This is a genomic window from Streptomyces sp. NPDC015661, from assembly GCF_043077765.1.
Classification (GTDB): domain Bacteria; phylum Actinomycetota; class Actinomycetes; order Streptomycetales; family Streptomycetaceae; genus Streptomyces.
Genome location: NZ_JBIBST010000018.1, coordinates 74,444 through 90,512 on the forward strand (window position 1 = coordinate 74,444; position 16,069 = coordinate 90,512).

At 72.5% G+C, this 16,069-nt stretch carries 11 protein-coding genes; 3 read left to right on the forward strand and 8 right to left on the reverse strand.

Annotation, left to right across the window (positions count from 1 at the left end):
• Positions 1-131: 131 nt before the first annotated feature.
• Complete coding sequence (locus ACF07V_RS35540) at positions 132-1,784, reverse strand: phospholipase A2 (protein WP_392159808.1); 1,653 nt, start codon at positions 1,782-1,784, stop codon at positions 132-134.
• Positions 1,785-1,981: 197 nt separating this feature from the next.
• On the opposite strand from ACF07V_RS35540, the gene ACF07V_RS35545 reads away from it, so the two are divergent.
• Positions 1,982-2,653, forward strand: a complete 672-nt coding sequence (locus tag ACF07V_RS35545; protein ID WP_392159809.1) for a hypothetical protein — start codon at positions 1,982-1,984, stop codon at positions 2,651-2,653.
• Positions 2,654-3,233: 580 nt separating this feature from the next.
• On the opposite strand, the gene ACF07V_RS35550 is transcribed toward ACF07V_RS35545, so the two are convergent.
• Positions 3,234-3,596, reverse strand: coding sequence for an ArsR/SmtB family transcription factor (locus ACF07V_RS35550; protein WP_392159810.1), 363 nt, complete (start codon positions 3,594-3,596; stop codon positions 3,234-3,236).
• Between the two features lie 126 nt (positions 3,597-3,722).
• Between ACF07V_RS35550 and ACF07V_RS35555 the strand changes: the two genes are divergently transcribed.
• Complete coding sequence (locus ACF07V_RS35555; protein WP_392159811.1) at positions 3,723-4,919, forward strand: MFS transporter; 1,197 nt, start codon at positions 3,723-3,725, stop codon at positions 4,917-4,919.
• A gap of 21 nt (positions 4,920-4,940) precedes the next feature.
• Here the strand turns inward: ACF07V_RS35555 and ACF07V_RS35560 are convergent, their stop codons facing one another.
• The 5 genes from ACF07V_RS35560 to ACF07V_RS35580 form a co-directional block, all read right to left on the reverse strand.
• Positions 4,941-6,503 carry an AAA family ATPase gene (locus ACF07V_RS35560; protein WP_392159812.1) on the reverse strand — a complete coding sequence of 521 codons (1,563 nt, stop codon included), beginning with the start codon at positions 6,501-6,503 and terminating at the stop codon, positions 4,941-4,943.
• Positions 6,504-6,656: 153 nt separating this feature from the next.
• Positions 6,657-7,229 (reverse strand): hypothetical protein, encoded by a 573-nt coding sequence (locus tag ACF07V_RS35565; RefSeq protein ID WP_392159814.1) that lies wholly within the window; start codon positions 7,227-7,229, stop codon positions 6,657-6,659.
• Positions 7,226-7,435, reverse strand: a complete 210-nt coding sequence (locus tag ACF07V_RS35570; RefSeq protein ID WP_392159815.1) for a hypothetical protein — start codon at positions 7,433-7,435, stop codon at positions 7,226-7,228. Before ACF07V_RS35570 ends, ACF07V_RS35565 begins: the two co-directional genes overlap by 4 nt.
• Positions 7,432-9,201, reverse strand: a complete 1,770-nt coding sequence (locus tag ACF07V_RS35575; RefSeq protein ID WP_392159817.1) for a hypothetical protein — start codon at positions 9,199-9,201, stop codon at positions 7,432-7,434. Before ACF07V_RS35575 ends, ACF07V_RS35570 begins: the two co-directional genes overlap by 4 nt.
• A gap of 79 nt (positions 9,202-9,280) precedes the next feature.
• Complete coding sequence (locus ACF07V_RS35580; protein WP_392159818.1) at positions 9,281-9,778, reverse strand: hypothetical protein; 498 nt, start codon at positions 9,776-9,778, stop codon at positions 9,281-9,283.
• A gap of 214 nt (positions 9,779-9,992) precedes the next feature.
• Between ACF07V_RS35580 and ACF07V_RS35585 the strand changes: the two genes are divergently transcribed.
• Entirely contained in the window at positions 9,993-11,897 is a 1,905-nt protein-coding gene (locus tag ACF07V_RS35585) for a caspase domain-containing protein (protein WP_392159820.1), read from the forward strand.
• Here ACF07V_RS35585 and ACF07V_RS35590 read toward each other — a convergent pair.
• A complete protein-coding gene (locus ACF07V_RS35590; RefSeq protein WP_392159822.1) occupies positions 11,878-16,068 on the reverse strand; it encodes a CHAT domain-containing protein in 4,191 nt (1,396 codons plus the stop codon). The genes ACF07V_RS35585 and ACF07V_RS35590 overlap by 20 nt on opposite strands.
• Between the last annotated feature and the right edge of the window lies 1 nt (position 16,069).

Below are 16,069 nucleotides of genomic sequence, written 5' to 3' on the forward strand. Positions count from 1 at the left end.
GATGGGGTGAGCGATCCTGGTGGAACGGGCCGGGCGGCGGGGGTGTCCGCCACCCGGCCCGTTCACGCCCGAGGGGCGTGCTCCGTCAGGAGGTTGTGCGGTGCGTCGTCAGTAGGTGCGCGGACCCGTGATCAGGTCTTGTTGGCACCGTTCTTCGGGTTGCCCTTCCAGGCCACGGCCTTGAGGTAGACGTACGCGTAGGAGTTGCACTTCCAGCGGACGAAGATGTTGTACGCCTTGCAGCTGTGCGTCTTCATCGTGGTGTAGAAGGCGTTGTCGACGTTCGACTTCTTGCTGCGGTCCAGGTAGTACTTGTAGCCCTTGTACGTGTTGCCGATCAGGCCGTAGCCGTAGTCGTGGGTGTCGCACGCGGCCCGGAAGTTGAAGCCGCCCGGGCGGCTGATGTTCGGGCCGGGGGTGCTGCAGCCGTCGTAGAGGATGCCCGCGACGCGGAAGCCGGTCGGCGTGTACCGGAAGTACGGCCAGTGCCAGCCGTAGTGCGCGGCCCACGCGACGCAGCCGCGGTTGAGGTACCACATCCACTCGGTGGCGCGGTTGCAGTAACGCGGGTAGGCCTGCGGGTCGTTGATCTCACCGGTGGTGAAGTCGCCGGCCGGGGGCGTGGTCGCGGTTCCGTCACCGGCCGGGCCCGCCAGGGGCTCGGTGGAGGACGGCAGGTCGGTGCCGACGGGCTCGGCGTTCGGGGCGGCCGACTCGGCCGGGAACGTCAGGTCCCACTCGCCGTTGGACGGCGAGGCGACGTCGGAGACACGGCCCGTGGAGTCGTAGGCGTACGACGAGACCGGGTCGGTGCCCTCGACCGGGTTGGTCACGTTGCGCAGCAGACCCGAGGCGTCGTAGGAGTAGCGCGCCAGCGTCTGCGTGGTGGCACCCGAGGTGAGGGTGATCTCCTTGGCGCGGCCCGTGTACTCACCGAGCGTCGTGCCGGTGGCCGTCGTGGCGGTCGAGTACTTGACCGCCAGCGACTGCGCCGGGGCGTCGGCGGTGGCGGGCTCGCTGACCGTGGCGAGGCGGCCCTTGGTGTCGTAGGAGACCGTGGCGGTGGCACCGTCGGCCAGGTTGCCCAGGCTGGTGACGCGCCACTTGTCGGTGCCCGGAGCGACCTGCTTCCAGTTGTAGGTGGCCGTGAGGTTGGCGACCCCGATGGGCGCGCCGGCGTCCTCGTCGCCGGTCACGTCGGTGTCCGGGGTGCCGGTGGCCGGGGCGAGGGTCTCGACCGCGGTGGTGACCAGCGTTCCGGTCGCCTCGTTGTACGTGGTGGTCTCGGTGAGCTTGTCGCCGGTGGTGGTCTCGTACTTCTTGACGCCACCGCCGCTCGGGTAGTCGACGCTGCTCTTCAGCGCGTACGAGACGGAGACCTTCGCGTCGAGGTCCGTGACCACGACGGAGTCGGTCTTCTGCTCCAGCTTGCGGTTGAGCTGGCCACCCAGGAACCCGGCTTCCCAGCCGGGGCCGAAGACGCCCTGGTCCGGACGGGTCGCGGGAGCCGACTCCGGCCGGGCGACGCCGTCCGCGCCTTCGGTCACGGTGTGGGTACGGCCCATGAGGCCCTCGGCCACATCGGTCTCGTACAGCTCGAAGGACTTCTCCGCGGTGGAGTACTGGCCGGGACCGACCTGCTGGATCTCCCCGTCGGCAAGCGGCGGGTCGACAGTGGCGGCCGCGGCCTGGGACTGCTCGGTGACGGCGGCTCCGGCGGTCTGCTGCGGGATCAGCAGCGCCATGGAAAGCGCGGCCATGACAGGCAGGGCTGTCTTGCGCACGAGTTCCCCCCTCGTGTCGTTGGTGTGTTGCTTGATCGCTGCGGAACGTAGACCGGCGTCGATCACCGCCACAAGTACCGGGAAAACGGGGGTAGTTGATTCCGCTTCCTTGCAGCAGTAAAGATCGCCCGGCCGCCGGCCCGAGGTTGAGTACGCGTACTCATGTGGCGCGTGCGCCCCGGCCCAAGACTGAGTACATGAAGCGAACACGAGCCCGGATCAAGCCAGTTGACCCCGTAATGCGTCGCCGCCGGCGCACCCTCGCGGTGACGGCTCTCGCCGCTCTGACCCTGGCCGCCTGCGGATCCGAGCAGCCGGACTCCCAGGGGGAGCGGGCCAAGCCCGTCGATGCCGTCTCGACCAGGAAAGACGCGGCCTTCACCAAGATGCTGGACGAGGTGGCGCGGGAGTGCCCTCCGCCGGGCACGAAGAGGGAGTCGCCGGCCGCCCCGAAGGGCGAGGCACCGACCGCTCCGGTGGAGGCGCCGCCCGGTGCCACGGTCGAGCCGCCGCCGGGCGGCGCCGTCGAGCCCGTCGCCCCCACGGCAGGTCCGGAAGTGGAGCTCGACGCCCACGACTGGTGCGCCGGCGTGCAGCACGAACAGCGCGTGGCCGAGGCGCTCCTGCAGCTCAAGAAGCCCGATCCCGCCCAGGTCAGGAAGACGCTGAACGGCCTCGGCTACATCGACGAGCGCATCCACGGCCTGAAGCGGTCCGGCGCGGTCACGACGTTCGCCGTCGACCTTCGCGACAAGGGTGGGCGCCTGTGCCTGGACGGCACGGCCAACGGCGAGCTGACGGAGGTCGAAGCGTGTGTCGCGCCTCCGAGCGGACCGTTCGATATTGCAAATCACCACCGCCCGTCGTGAGCCCGGATGTGACCGAGGTCACATCGCTCGTCTCATTCTGGGTGATCAACAAGTGACATCACGTTACCCATGAATGGGAGATAGTGTCCCAAATCGGGGCTGTAGCGGCGAGTTAGGGAGCGCCGGGCCATTGGGGGGCAGTTGTCCATGGAACTTGCCAAAGCGATTGCGTCAGCAATCAGGCTGCCTACGGACCGCTGCATTCCACCGCCGCTCGATTGCCCCCGCCGCCCTCGCCGGGTGACGTCGCTCTACCGGGGCCAGTGGGCGGCGACGGTGTACCGACCCCCGACCGGGGCGGTGCATGGAGGATGGCGCCGGCGGCCCAGCCCTTCCCAGGGAGGGTGGGCCGCCGCGCCGGAGGGGCCGGTCTCCGGCTTCCTGCACTGCGTGGGCACCGCCAAGGTGTGGCCGGCACCGCAGTACGCCGCCGCTTCGCAGGTCTGCTCCCGGGGGGCACAGCTCCGTAGCCGTGCGGATCAGCCGGGCCCCGCGCCGGCCGTAGGCCACGCCGCCCCGCTGCCGGACCAGGCCCCGGTGTTCTTCATCGGTCTTCGCCGCGATCGACGCAGGCGGCCGACTATCGTGCGCTCCCCCTCGCCTCACGCGGGGCGGCGGCGCGGGCATCGGTCTGTGCCGCCGCCCCGTTCAGCACGGAGGCGAGCAGGCCGGGGAAGAGCGCGTCCAGGTCCTCGCGGCGGAGTCGTACCAGTCGGGAGCGCCCCTGGATGGTGGTCCAGGTGACTCCCGCCTCGCGCAGCACCCGGTAGTGGTGCGACAGCGTGGTCTGGTGGACGTCCAGGTCCTCGCCGATGGCGTTGCAACTCTCCTCGCCGGTCACGGCGAGCCGCTGGACGATGTCGAGGCGCACCGGATCGGCGAGTGCGCGCAGCACGTCCACCATCCGGATCGCCTCGGCCGCCGGCTGGGACACCTCGCGCATCGTCGCTCCCTCCGTTCGTGACGCCACCCGAGCCTACCCATTCATGGATACATGGACAAGCATCCATGTATTGGGTACGGTGCCGATCTCCGGCCTCCACGGCGCTCCGGAAAGGCGGAACGAACCTTGCTGAAACGACTTCTCCCCCTGGCCCTGGCGACGTTCGCCGTCGGCACCGACGGCTACGTCATCGCGGGCCTGTTACCCTCCATCGCCGCCGACCTGGGGGTGTCGACCCCCGCGGCCGGTCAGTTGGTCACGGCCTTCGCGCTGACACTGGCCCTGTCCGCCCCGATCACGGGCGCCCTCACCAGCAGGCTGGACCGGCGTACGGCACTGCTGACCGCCCTGGCGGTGTTCGTGATCGGCAACGCCGTCACCGCCCTGGGCACCCGTTACGACGTGGTCATGGCCGCGCGGATCGTCACCGCCGTGGGAGCGGGCACCCTCACCTCCGCCGCCTCCAGCACGGCGGCGGCGATCGCCCCGCCCGAACGCCGGGGCCGGGCCCTGGCGTTCGTCCTGGGCGGACTGACCCTGGCGACCGCGCTGGGACTGCCGCTCGGCACGCTGATCGGCCGCACCGACTGGCACCTCACCCTGTGGGCCGTCGCCGGGATCGGCCTGCTCGCGATCGCCGGCATCGCCGTCGGCCTCCCCCGGGTGACGCTCCCCGCCGCCTCGCTGGCCGACCGTCTGCGCCCGCTCCGGCAGGGCAGCGTCCTGGCGCTCCTGGCCGTCACGTCGCTCGCGTTCCTCGGTACGTACACCCTCTACACGTACATCGCCCCGGCCCTACGGGACGCCACGGGCGGCAACGAGTCGCTGCTGACCCTGATCCTGCTGGCCTGGGGAGTCGGCACCCTGGCCGGGAACATCGCCGCCGGACGTCTGGTCGACCGTCACGACTCGACCCGCGTCCTCACCGGCTCCCTCGCCCTCGCGGCGCTCGTCCTGGCCGCCACCCCGTGGGCGACCCGCACCCTCGCCTCCGCCCTGGCCTGGGCGGTGCTCTGGGGTCTGAGCACCGGCGTCACCGTCGTCCCGCAGCAGCACCGGCTCATCTCCCTCGCCCCGGCCGCCGCACCGGTCCTGCTCGGGCTGAACTCCTCCGCCCTCTACATCGGCGTCGCCCTCGGCGGCGGTCTCGGCGGGCTGGCACAGGAAGGCCTCGGGCTCGCCCCGGCCGAGCTCGGACCGGTGGCCGCGGGCGTCACCGCCCTCACCCTCCTCTGGCACCTGGGAACCGCCCACCGCCCCACCGCGCCCACCCCGGTGACCCCCTCGCCGGCCCCGGCCCCGCCCGAGAAGTCCCGGCGCTGACACCGCCGGTCCGCCCCTCCCTCAGTCCTCCATGAAGACGATGCGCCGGGGGCCGCTCGCGCCCGGGGACGCCGCCTGGGCGGAACGGCCGGCCGGGACGGCACGCTCACGGCCCCAGGCCCGGATCTCCTCGATCTGCTCGGGGTTGACCCGGCTGAGCGGGACGGTGTTGGCGAAGGCGTCCACGATGAGCGAGGGACGGAGGAACTCCACGCCGCCGCTCAGGTGCGCCTCGGCCCCCACGTCGTGCAGCGCGGCGGCGATGTCGGAGCCCGCGAAGCCCTCGGACAGGTCGACCAGCCGGTCCAGGTGCTCCGCCGCGGGCGCCTGCTTCAGGTAGAGCCCGTAGTACAGCTCGATGATCTCCTTGCGGTCCTGGGCGTCGGGCAGGTCGACGAAGAAGAGTTCGTCGAAGCGGCCCTTGCGGAGGAGCTCGGGCGGCAGGCTCCGTACGTCGTTGGCGGTGGCGACGACGAAGGCCCGGGAGTCCGACTCCTGGAGCCAGAAGAGGAACTGGCCGATGATCCGCTGCGGCACGCCCGAACCGTCGTCCCGGCCGGCCAGTCCCTTCTCGATCTCGTCGATCCACAGGATGCAGGGCGCGACCCGGTCCGCCATGGCCAGTGCCTCCCGGAAGCGGCCCTCCGACTCGCCCAGGTACTTGCCGTGGATGCTGCCCATGTCGAGCCGGTAGAGCGGCAGTTGCCACTCGCTGGCGATCGCCTTGGCGGACAGCGACTTGCCGCAGCCCGGCACGCCGACGAGGAGCACCCCGCGGGGCGGCCGCAGCTCCGTCCCGCGCAGATCCTCGTGCATCAGCCGATGCTTCCGCTGGAGCCATCCGCGCAGGCTCGTCAGACCGCCGACGGTGTAGTCCGAGTCCTTCAGCCGGACCCGTTCGAGGCCGGTCAGATCGCTGAAGATGCGGTCCTTCGCCTGGGCGAGCCCGAGCACGTCTTCCTTCTCGATGGCACCCTTCGCGGCCACCGTGGCCATCAGGTTGATCGCCTCCGCCTCCGTGACCCCCCGCAGGAACTCCGCGGCCCTGCGGGTGTCCCCCTCGTCCCAGCGGACCGGCATGATCCCCTCGTGGTCGGCGAGGAAACCCCTGAGCGTCTCGTACGTCTCGTCCGGGTGCGGCAGGTCGAGGTGCAGGCTCATGCCGAGCCGCTGCAGACCGCTCCAGACGGGGCTGTCGGTGATGACCACGATGCTGCCCATGTTGTTGCCGGCCAGCCGGGCCAGCTCCGACATGTGCCGGGCGACCGGGGTGTCGCTCTCGAGGTCGGCCGGGTCGACGAAGACGACGGTGGCGTTGGCGCGGCTGGTGAACTGGGCGGCGGCGAAGTCCATGGCGCCGGTCAGCGAACGGTCGTCGATGACGGTGGTGTTGCTGCGCAGGTCCCGCAGACCGGTCGCCCGCGTGTAGATCCAGAAGGGCAGGCTGCTGCGGCGGGGCTGCGTGGCCGCCTCCCTCAGCAGCCGCAGCGCACGCTCCTGCTCGATGGTGCGCATGCCGATGACCGGGACGCGCGCGGAGATGTAGCTGTCGAGGTGCTTCAGGGATTCGGCGTAGTTCGACATCGGGGACCTTCGGGAATCGGCTCGGACGGGACTCGGCTCGGACGGGACTCGGCTGGGGCGGGACTCGGCTGGGGCGGGGACTCTGATGCGTACAGGCTCGGCCGGGGCGGGACTCGGATGCGTGCAGGAGGGAAGCCGGGAGCCTCCCTCCTGTCAGTCCCTCAGGACCCTGCGGCGCGGTGCCGCCGCGGGGTCGTAGGTCCACGGGTCGGCGGTGGGGCCGCTCGACGGATGCGGCGGAGGGGTGTCCAGTACCGCCGTGAGCTTGTTGTCCCGCAGCGTGCGGCGGCGCTCCTCGACCCAGTCGGCGCCCGGGTCATGCCCCGCAGCCTCCTCCAGGAGCCGCTCCAGCTGTTCCTGCACCTGGACGATCTGCTGGTCCACCACCTCGGTCAGCCGCTCGCGGAGCTGCTCGGGCAGCCCGGAGTGGCCGGCGAGGGCGCGGATGGGCCGCAGACCGTGGCGGGCCTGGGCCAGCTCGCGCCCGGCCTCGAACTCGTCGCCGACCGCGCCCATGGCCCGGGTCAGCGCGTCGGCCCAGGCCTGCAGGCGCGTGCCGAGTGCCTGGACGAGGTGTGCGGTGAGCCGGGCGATCGTGTCGCCGTCGTACGCCTCCGCCGCGATCGGCGGCAGGCGTGCCGGATCCACCGGCTCGCCCGCGGCCCAGCGGCGCAGAAACGCCGCCCATTCCTCGTACGGGCCGCCGTGCCCCCAGAATCCGCTCATCGGCCGGTGCCGGGCCGGCGGAGCAGCGTCTCGCCGGGCGGCAGCGGTTCCCAGTCGGGCAGGCCTTCGACGACGCGGCGCAGCCGGCTGGTCGCCCGCTCGGTCTGGTCCGGGCGGCGGGCGGCCCACGGCGAGTCGGTGGTGGGCCTGCGGACCGCCGGCGGGGCGGCCTGCGGAGGTACCGCGGGCTTCTGCGGGGCTCTCATCGGTGGTCCTCCTGGAGTACGGTCCGGCCTTCGAAGGGAGAGGGGCCGTGATGAGCGGTGGCGAGCGAGGTGATGAACTCGCGGCACCGGGCCTCGACGACGTCGGCCGCCCGGAACGTCTCGTACCAGTCGGTCAGTTCGGCGGCCGCGCCACGGAGCTGGTGCAGCGATTCCAGCTTGGCCTGCTCCAGCAGGCCGCGGGCGTCGGCCTGGAGCTTCTGCCCGGCCTTGTACCCCTGGAAGACGACCAGGCCCCACACGGCACCGACGATCGCCGCGGCGGCGAAGGCGAAGCCCAGGCTGATCTGGCCGATGAGGAACAGGATGCCGAGCACGACGATGACGGGCGCCACCAGCTTGTTGACGAGCGGATACGCGAGCCCGTCGACGAACGGCGCCATGTGCCTGTCCCAGTGGCCGGCCAGTGAGGCCTCGTTCTCCTGGAGCGGACGGGTGAAGGACCCTTCCCAGGGCGGCAGTTGGAAGACCTGCGCGCCGACGGTGTGGGCCGGGCCGAAGACCGCCCGCACGTCGTCCGGCACCGCCGCGCGCACGTCCCGGGTGAAGCCCGTGTGCGCCTGGAAGAACCACTCGTCGCAGGCCGCGACCGCCATGCGCTGCGTCGCCGCGGAGGTGCCGATGGCCGCGGGATTGAGCGCGGCGGCGCTCTGCACGGTCAGGTAGTCGAGGGTCTCCTCGTAGGAGGAGGCGTCGGCGTCCGTCTCGTGCCGGGCCGTCTGGACGTCGCCGTCGCGGTCGACGACCTTCTTGTTGAAGGCCAGTTCCCGGCGGAGCGGCAGCTCTTCGTTGTCGTACTCCCCGACCAGCCGGTCGAGGATGTCGTCGACGGCGTCCTCGAGCCGTCCGGGTGCCTCGGACTCCCCCGCCATGACCGCCTGGTACTTGTCGATGAGCCGCTGATGGGCGCCGGCCCCGGACAGCGCGCCGTCGAGTGCGGGCCACTGCGGGGAGACGGCCGACAGCCTCGGGTAACGGCCCTTGGCCGAAGGGGCGCTCAGGGACTCGATCTCTTCGCGCCAGCGCTGCACCTGCCGGGCCCGGGTGTCCGGGTCCGCGCTCAGTGTCTCGCGCCATTCGCGGAGGGTCGCGTCGAGCATCGCCCGGCCTTCCGGGCCGAAGGCGCCCTGGGCGATGGATTCCAGGATGACCGCGAACTCGCGTCCAAGGCGCGCGGGGTCCTGCGCGATCAGGTAGTGCCTGAGCCAACGGACCGCGGCCTGGCGCCTGTTCTGGCGGCGCAGGACGAGCGCGAAGAACAGGGAGGTGCGCTCCGGCGAGCGGCGGAACGCCTCTTCGACGGCGCGTTCGCACAGGTGCCGGTCGTCGGAGGACCAGGAGGCGAGCGCGACCAGGGCGGGGGCGAGCCAGTAGCGGGGGGTCTGCAGCATCAGCTGGTCGCTGACGAGGCGGATGCTCTCCTCGGACACGATGCCGACGTCGAAGGCCTGGAGCATGCCGACGGCGGTGCGCCGGACCGACTTGTAGTGGCCGAAGGCGTGGTCGATCTCGTCCTGGATGACGCCGATCCTGGTCTCGGCCCGCTGCACGTTGGCCAGGCGCACCGAGTGCTGGGCGAATTCCAGGAAGTCGGCGCGCAGCTGCTGCAGTTCGCTACTGGTCTGCTGCTGCCGGTTCTCCACGGACGAGACCTGTCCGGACACCGCTCCGACCTGCTCGCTGAGCCGGGTCACGAGGTTGCCGACCTCGCGCACCTTCTGATGAAGGGCGAAGTCCCTTTCGACCATTGCGTCGGTTCTCCGTTCGGGTGGGTGAAGGGGGCGTACGGAACCACGCCGAGGCCCTGCCTCGGGTGGTCGCGCCGGGTCAGGGGCGTACGACGGTGCCGTCTTCGAGGACCGGGAGGATCAGCCCGTTGTCGTAGACCTCGACGTACGCGTAGCCGCCGGAGCGGGCGGTCATACGGGCCCTGGTGAAGGGGTCGGGCATGGCCTCCGCCGGCGAGAAGTGCCGGACGATCACCTGGAACAGGTTGAGGATGTGGTCGACGTAGGGCGGGCCGAGGTAGCAGCGGGCGACGAAGCCGAGGGGGACGGCGCCGTGGGCCGCCGCGTACTCGTCCCTGGCCCAGTCGGCCAGCTGCCGGCTCGTGGCCTCGTCGAGGCCGGCGTCGAGGCGGCGGAGGGCGCCGCGCAGCCGGTCGGACCGGGGGTCGTACAGCTCGCGGGGCGTGCCGCGGACTCCTGGCGGGCCGGCGGGGCGCGCCTCCGGTCCGGTGACGAGCCTCCGGGACGTCCCGGTCTGGCGTCCCTGGCCGGCCGGCGCGGTGCCGCCCGACTGCACGACGCGTCGCGGCCGTTCCATGTGACCCATGTGTCGTCCCCCGAGATGTTCTGCCGTCACGCACCACCGCCGCACACAGAGAGCGCTGCTGGGGAGGAGGTGGCTGACATCACATCAATAGTGCTCTGCGAAAGGCACATTGTGTCTGTGTCGGCCAGGTCGCACCCAGAAAACGACCAGTTTCCGGCCGTCAGGGGGGCCCTTTCGCTCGCACGCTCCTGCGAGACTCTCCCGCATGGGTTCGATCTACGCGCTCCTTGTCGGAATCGACGACTATCCGCCGGAGACGGCCCCGCCGCTGCGCGGCTGTCTCAACGACATCTCCGAGGCGCGGCGCCTACTCGAAGAACGCGGCGCGGGGGACGTCTTCATCCGGACGCTGCTGAACGACGAGGCCACGCGCGCTGCGGTCGAGGACGCCGTGCGGGGGCATCTCGGCCGGGCGGGTGCCGAGGACACCGCGCTGCTGTGGTTCTCCGGGCACGGCACGCAGTCCCTCGCCCGGGCGGAGGCGCATCTCCGGATCGAGGCGACGGGCCGGAACCAGGCCCTGGTCTGTGTCGACGGGCCGCTCCTCGACAAGCGCCTCGGGAGACTCCTCGACGGCGTGGCGTCGCGGGGCGCGCATGTGGCGGCCGTGCTGGACTGCTGCTTCTCGGGCGGCGCGACACGAGCGGACGAGCGCGTCCGCTATGTCGCGCCGGCCCCCTCGTGGGACCTGACCGACGGGGCGGGGGAAGGGCTCCCGTCGGCCGCGACCCGGGCGGCCTCGCCCGGCCCGGGGTGGGGCCCGCCGCACCATGTGCTGCTGGCGGCGGCGCGCCTCGACCAGTACTCGTACGAGGACGACTACGCGGGGCGCCGCCACGGCGCCTTCACGTACGCCCTGCTGGGCGCGGTCCACGATGCCGGGGAGGGGGCGACGTACCGGGAGCTGCTGTCCGCCGCCGATGCCCGTCTGCAGCGCTCCGGCGGCCGTCAGCAGCCGGTGCTGTACCCGGCGCGGCCCGGATCGCTCGCCGACGCGCCGTTCCTCGGCGGGGCCGTCGGCCGGCCGAGGAGCCCCCATCTGCTGCGCTTCGGGGCGCTGGGCTGGGAGGTGGACTGCGGGGCCGCCCACGGTCTGGCCGACGGCACGGATCCGGAGGCCACCGAGTTCACCGTACTCCCGTCCCAGGCACCGGAGACCGGGCCCGCCCCGTCGCTCCGGGCGCGGGCCGTGCAGTCCGCGCGCACGCTCGTCGACCCGGTGGGCTGGACGCCCTCGACGAGCCGTGTCTATCCGGTCGCGCTCTCCGCCGTTCCGCAGCCGCCGGCCACCGTCCGGTGCACGGCGGCGGAGCCCGCGTCGGGGCTGCTCGACGCGGTACGGACGGAGATCGCCTTGGTTCCGACGCTGCGGGTGCTCGACGACCCCCGGCAGGCGGGCGACCTGCACTTCCGGGTGCACCTGGAAGGTGGCCTCGCCCACGTGCTGCGCCGGGACGGCACCCCGTTCACCGACCCGTTGCCGTTGCGGGGGCCCGACGGCGCGGAGCGGGTGGCCGCCTGCCTCAGCCATCTGACGCGGTGGCATCTGATCCGCGACCTCGCGCCGGGGCCTTCGGCGCTCGACGGGCTCGTACGGGTGGAGATCGCCCCCTGGGAAGCGCCCGACGAGGTGCTGACGCCCGACGCCTCCGGTGAGATCGTCTGTTCCTACGGCTCCGACGCCTGGGGCGGGAGTCCGGAGCCGCGCGTCTCCATCCGGTTGCGCAACCGCTCGGCCGACCGGGCGCTGTGGTGCGTACTGATCGATCTGACCACCGATTACGCCAGCCACACCCAGCTCTTCCCCGGACACTTCATCGGACCCGGCCGCACCGGCCATGCCCTGGACGGCGAGCCCGTACAGCTCTGCCTGGCGCCGGACCGGCCCGCCGTCCCCGGGGCGAGTGCCCGGGATTGGCTCAAACTGATCGTCTCCGAGAGTGAACTGAATGTACTTCCGTACGAGTTGGACGCCTGGGACCCCTCCCTGACCGGGTCCCGCCTGATGCGGCGCGTCTCCGCGCCGCGCGGTCGGTGGACGGCGCGCACCGTGGCACTGCGCACGGTGGTTCCGCCCGTCGCCGCGTCGCCTACTGCCCCAGGTGGGTGAAGCCGGCCCATGCGCTCAGATCGTCCGGGTCGACGCTCCGGGCCCGCTCCGCGAGCAGCGGGGGCAGTGCCTCGGGCAGCTCCCGCGCCGGGTCCAGCATCCACAGCTGGGCCCGGCGCAGCGCCTTCGCCGGCGGTTCCCCCTCCGTCCGCAGATAGTGGTGGGTGAGGAACATGAGCAGCGAGGTCGCGTCGTCGGGCACCGGCCAGAGCGAGCCGACCACCGAGCGGGCCCCGGCCACCAGAAAGGCGGTGGCGAGACTGTAGGCCTCGTTGTGCCCGCGGCCCGAGACGCTGCTGCGGCAGGCCGCGAGCACGACGAGACCGAGCCGTCCGCCTCCTCCGCCGATCGCCTCGGTCAGCTCCTCGGCGGCCAGATCGCCCCCGTGGAGCGACAGATGGGCGGTACGGCGTGCGTCGCGCGCGATCGCCGCGTGGCAGGCGAGATGCAGCACCCCGCCCTCGTCCGTCGCGGACTCCGCCAGCCACGACAGCACCTCGTCGGGGGTGCCGGGACCGTCGGCGGTGCCGCCGGCCCGGCGCCCGAGGAAGGTGCCCGCGGGGTAGAAGGCCCGCTGCACGGCATCGGCCTCCTCGCCCGCGTAGGGCAGGTCGCCGGTGGGGTTGCCGACGACGAGCGCACCGCCTCCGGTGTGGGGCACCGCTGTGCGGGAGGCGACTTCGCAGAGCAACCGCGCCGACGCCGCGTACGAGATCTCCGCCTCCTGGAGGGCGTACCGACGCCCGTCCGCGCCGTCCGCCCACGCCGCGTGCCAGGGGACGAGCCCGAGCGGGCCCATGGGAACGAGGACGAGGCGCGGCGGGCGGCCGCCGGGGGTGGCGAAGGTGTCGAAGAGCGGCCGCACGGCCGCGTACCAGGCCCAGCCGCACAAGCGGTCGAGCTGCTCGCGCAGGGGGACGGCGCGCCGCCGGGCGGCGTGGCTGCCGCCCGGCACGGGTCCCATGTAGCGGCCCGCGCCGGCCGGGGGTTCCGCGGCCTCGGGATCCTCCCGGCCCGCGCCGCGTTCGGGCAGGAAGTCCCGGAGAGGGGCCGCGTCCTCACTGAGTCGCGGCAGCGGCACGGTGTGGACGTCGCCGCCGTTGGTGACGACCACGGCGGTGCCGCCGTGTTCGTCGGAGGCCGGCATCAGATAGATCAGGGCGTCCTTGCGCAGCGAACGCAGGGCCGTCCCGATCTCGTGGACGGCCGGCGGGTCGAGCAGCCGGTCGTGCACTCCGTCCGCTCCGGTCAGGGCGGCGAGCACACGGCGGCGCAGCGGACTGGGGATGGACTGCGGCGCGCGCAGCGCCGCCAGCGGATCCAGGGCGGGATCCGCGGTGTTCCCTCCGGCGCGCCATGCGTCGGCCAGGTCCTGATGGCCCGCGGCGACGAGTCGCTCGGGCACCTGGCGTGAGGTGACCGCGGCGTGCAGGACGAGTCCGCGGCAGGAGTCGAGGGCGTGGACCGCGTCCTCCAGGGCGTTGTCCTTGAGGCACCAGGCCGCCACTTCGAGGGCGGTCGAGGTGGCCTTCTCCGCCGCCACGGCGGCGTGGTCGGTGCCGGACTGGAGCAGCGCGGCCCAGGCGTGGCCGCGCAGCGCGTCGAGCCCGATGCGCCGCCCGTTCGCGCGGTCGTCGCGACCCAGTGCGCCGCGCGTGCGGTAGGCGCGGGCGAGGGAGAGCGACACGGACGCGTACTGGGGGTGCTCGGGACCGCCCAGGGCGCGGAACGCGGTCTCCAGGAAGACGATCCCCTCGGCGAGATGGCGCGAGCGGAGCACCGGGCCGGGCTGCATCGAGGCGACGGCGCACAGGGCCGCGCCCAGGAAGGCGCCGTACCGCAGTCGGCTCTCCGTCCCCTCGTCGACCATGGCGTGCGCCTCCCGTGCCAGGCCCAGGCCCTCCTCCAGGCCGGCGGCGTCCCGGGTGTGCATCGCCCTCACGCAGCGGGCGATGCCGTTGTCCCCGAGGACCCAGGCCCGGTGGTCGCGGGGCAGGCGGCGCGCCTCCGTGCGCAGCCGGTAGGCGGTGGGGCGGCCCGTCAGGGGCGGTGCCGCGGGGGCGCCGATGTCGCGGGCGAGTTCGTCGCGGCCCATCCGGAGGGCCTCGATCGAGGTCCACAGTTCGATGCCGGAGGGATCGTCGTCGCGGAGATCGGCGTACGTCTCGGTCATCGTGGCCAGATGGCTGTCCACCGCACCGAGATCGCCCGCCTGCAGCGCCCGGTGGCCGCTGCTGCCGGCGACCTGGGCGGCGATCATGCGTCGCTGGTACGGGGAGAGGCGTGGGTCCCCGGCCATGCGGCGCATGGCCTCCTGCGCCGCTTCCATGTCGTCCGCGGCACCCGCGGCCTGGCCCCGGTGATGGGTGGCCATGATCCCGCCGAGGTCGAGGGCGGCCCCCACGTCGTGCTCCGGCCCGGCGGCGTCCCGCGCCCGCGCGAGGTGGTGCATCACGTCGTCCGTGCCCGATCCCAGGCCGTTCAGCTCCTCCCAGAGCCGCACCTGGGCGACGCAGGCGTGCGCCCGCCACTGCCACGTCTCGTCGCCCTCGGTGTTCAGGACGCAGGCGATCAGCGCATCCTTCTGGGCCGTGGTGACGTGCGTGGCGTGCGCGTCGTACATGGGCACGACCGTCAGCAGGGCAAGGGCGAACTCGGCACGCTGGTGCCCGGGTTCCATCGCGAGCCAGCGCGTGTACTCGCCCTGGAAGGCCTCCTTGAGCCACGAGGGGTTCGCCGTGGCTTCCAGGAGGCCGGGGAACTCGTCGTCGCTCTCGCTGAAGTCCGCGAACGTGCGGCCCTGCTTCAGGTCGTCGAACAACGCGTGGATCGACCGGTCTAGTTCCTGCGTGCTCAGGCCGGACGGGCGGCGGTCGAGGGACTCGGGCCGGATTCCGTGCCGCTGCTCCAGCATCAACAGCGCCCATCCGCCGACCAGTTGGGTCATGTTGCGGTAGTCCTCGGCGAGTTCGTCGTCCTCCAGGACCAGGTCGGTCATCCGGAGGACCTCGTGCAGGCGCTCGATCCCCGCCTCCTCCCGGTAGCGGCCCTGCTGATAGGCCGCGAGGAGGAAGGCGGTCACGGTGACCTTGCCGTCCCTGGCGGGCCGCCAGTGGTCGACGGCCCGCCGGACCATGGCGATGGCGCGGTCCTTCTCCGGGCCGTCCCCGCGCAGGCCGGCGCGCTCGAACAACAGGCGCCCGAAGGCGTCGAGATAGTGCGGCGTGAGCCGTTCGAGCGCGTCCGGTGCGGTGAGCAGCCGGTTCAGGTCCGCTTCCGCCGCGGCGCCCTGGGCGTGGTCCTTCCAGTTGGCCCAGACGAAGGTGCGGATGTAGGCGCAGCGGATCTCCGAGTCCCACGCCCAGGAGGGTTCGGGGCCGGCGAGCCGGGCCTCCTGAAGAGCGGCTCCCAGCTCGTTCCTGGCCTCCTCCAGCGCCTTCCGGTCCCGGGTCGCGCACCCCTGGGTCATCGTCGCCAGGCCGATGCTGTGCCGGAGCAGCGGCAGGTCGGAGGAGGGCAGCGCCGCGTCGAGGCACGCCCGGTAGTGGCCGGCCGCGGAGACGGCGTCGTCGGGGTCCCCACCGGCTCCCGAGGCGCGCAGGAAGTGCAGATAGCCCAGGCCTTCGCGCAGGTCGACCTCCGCCGCGGTGCCCGGTTCCATCAGGGGCAGCAGCTGGTAGTGGTACTCCAGGGACTCGGCGATCAGTCTGCCGCGCTCGGCGGCGTCGCACTGCTCCGGAAGCCGCATCACGCGCTGTTTCGAGCCGTACGCGAGAAGCGGGCCCGCGACCGCCAACTGCTCCTCGTAGTCCGGGTGTTCCTCGGGGAACCCCGCCAGTCCCTCCCTGGCCAGGTCCAGGGTCCGGTCCAGGAGATCGGGGGTGTCCTCCCGGTCGTGCCGGCAGGCGCACACGTAGGCGTACTTGATGCGCCGGGCCGCCCACGCCTCGTCGTCACCGGGCGCCCGGAAGGCGAGCTCGAAGGCCTGCGCGCCCAGCTCCAGGTCCTCGGCCAGGTCCGAGCGCGCGAACAGCACGGAGCTGATCTCGCCCACGCGGGCGCAGAGTTCGGTGGCCTCGGGGGCCTCTGACGGCAGGCGGGAGAGGCTGTCGAGCAGCTCCTCCCGCTCGGCGCGCAGCTCCTCGTCCAGGGGGTCCGTCCGTGCGTCCATG

Bases quoted from the DNA above. Each gene is read 5' to 3' on its own strand.
- ACF07V_RS35560 (WP_392159812.1), bottom strand. From the start codon at position 6,503: ATGTCGAACTACGCCGAATCCCTGAAGCACCTCGACAGCTACATCTCC.
- ACF07V_RS35550 (WP_392159810.1), bottom strand. From the start codon at position 3,596: ATGCGCGAGGTGTCCCAGCCGGCGGCCGAGGCGATCCGGATGGTGGAC.
- ACF07V_RS35570 (WP_392159815.1), bottom strand. From the start codon at position 7,435: ATGAGAGCCCCGCAGAAGCCCGCGGTACCTCCGCAGGCCGCCCCGCCG.
- ACF07V_RS35585 (WP_392159820.1), top strand. From the start codon at position 9,993: ATGGGTTCGATCTACGCGCTCCTTGTCGGAATCGACGACTATCCGCCG.
- ACF07V_RS35545 (WP_392159809.1), top strand. From the start codon at position 1,982: ATGAAGCGAACACGAGCCCGGATCAAGCCAGTTGACCCCGTAATGCGT.
- ACF07V_RS35590 (WP_392159822.1), bottom strand. From the start codon at position 16,068: ATGGACGCACGGACGGACCCCCTGGACGAGGAGCTGCGCGCCGAGCGG.
- ACF07V_RS35580 (WP_392159818.1), bottom strand. From the start codon at position 9,778: ATGGAACGGCCGCGACGCGTCGTGCAGTCGGGCGGCACCGCGCCGGCC.
- ACF07V_RS35565 (WP_392159814.1), bottom strand. From the start codon at position 7,229: ATGAGCGGATTCTGGGGGCACGGCGGCCCGTACGAGGAATGGGCGGCG.
- ACF07V_RS35575 (WP_392159817.1), bottom strand. From the start codon at position 9,201: ATGGTCGAAAGGGACTTCGCCCTTCATCAGAAGGTGCGCGAGGTCGGC.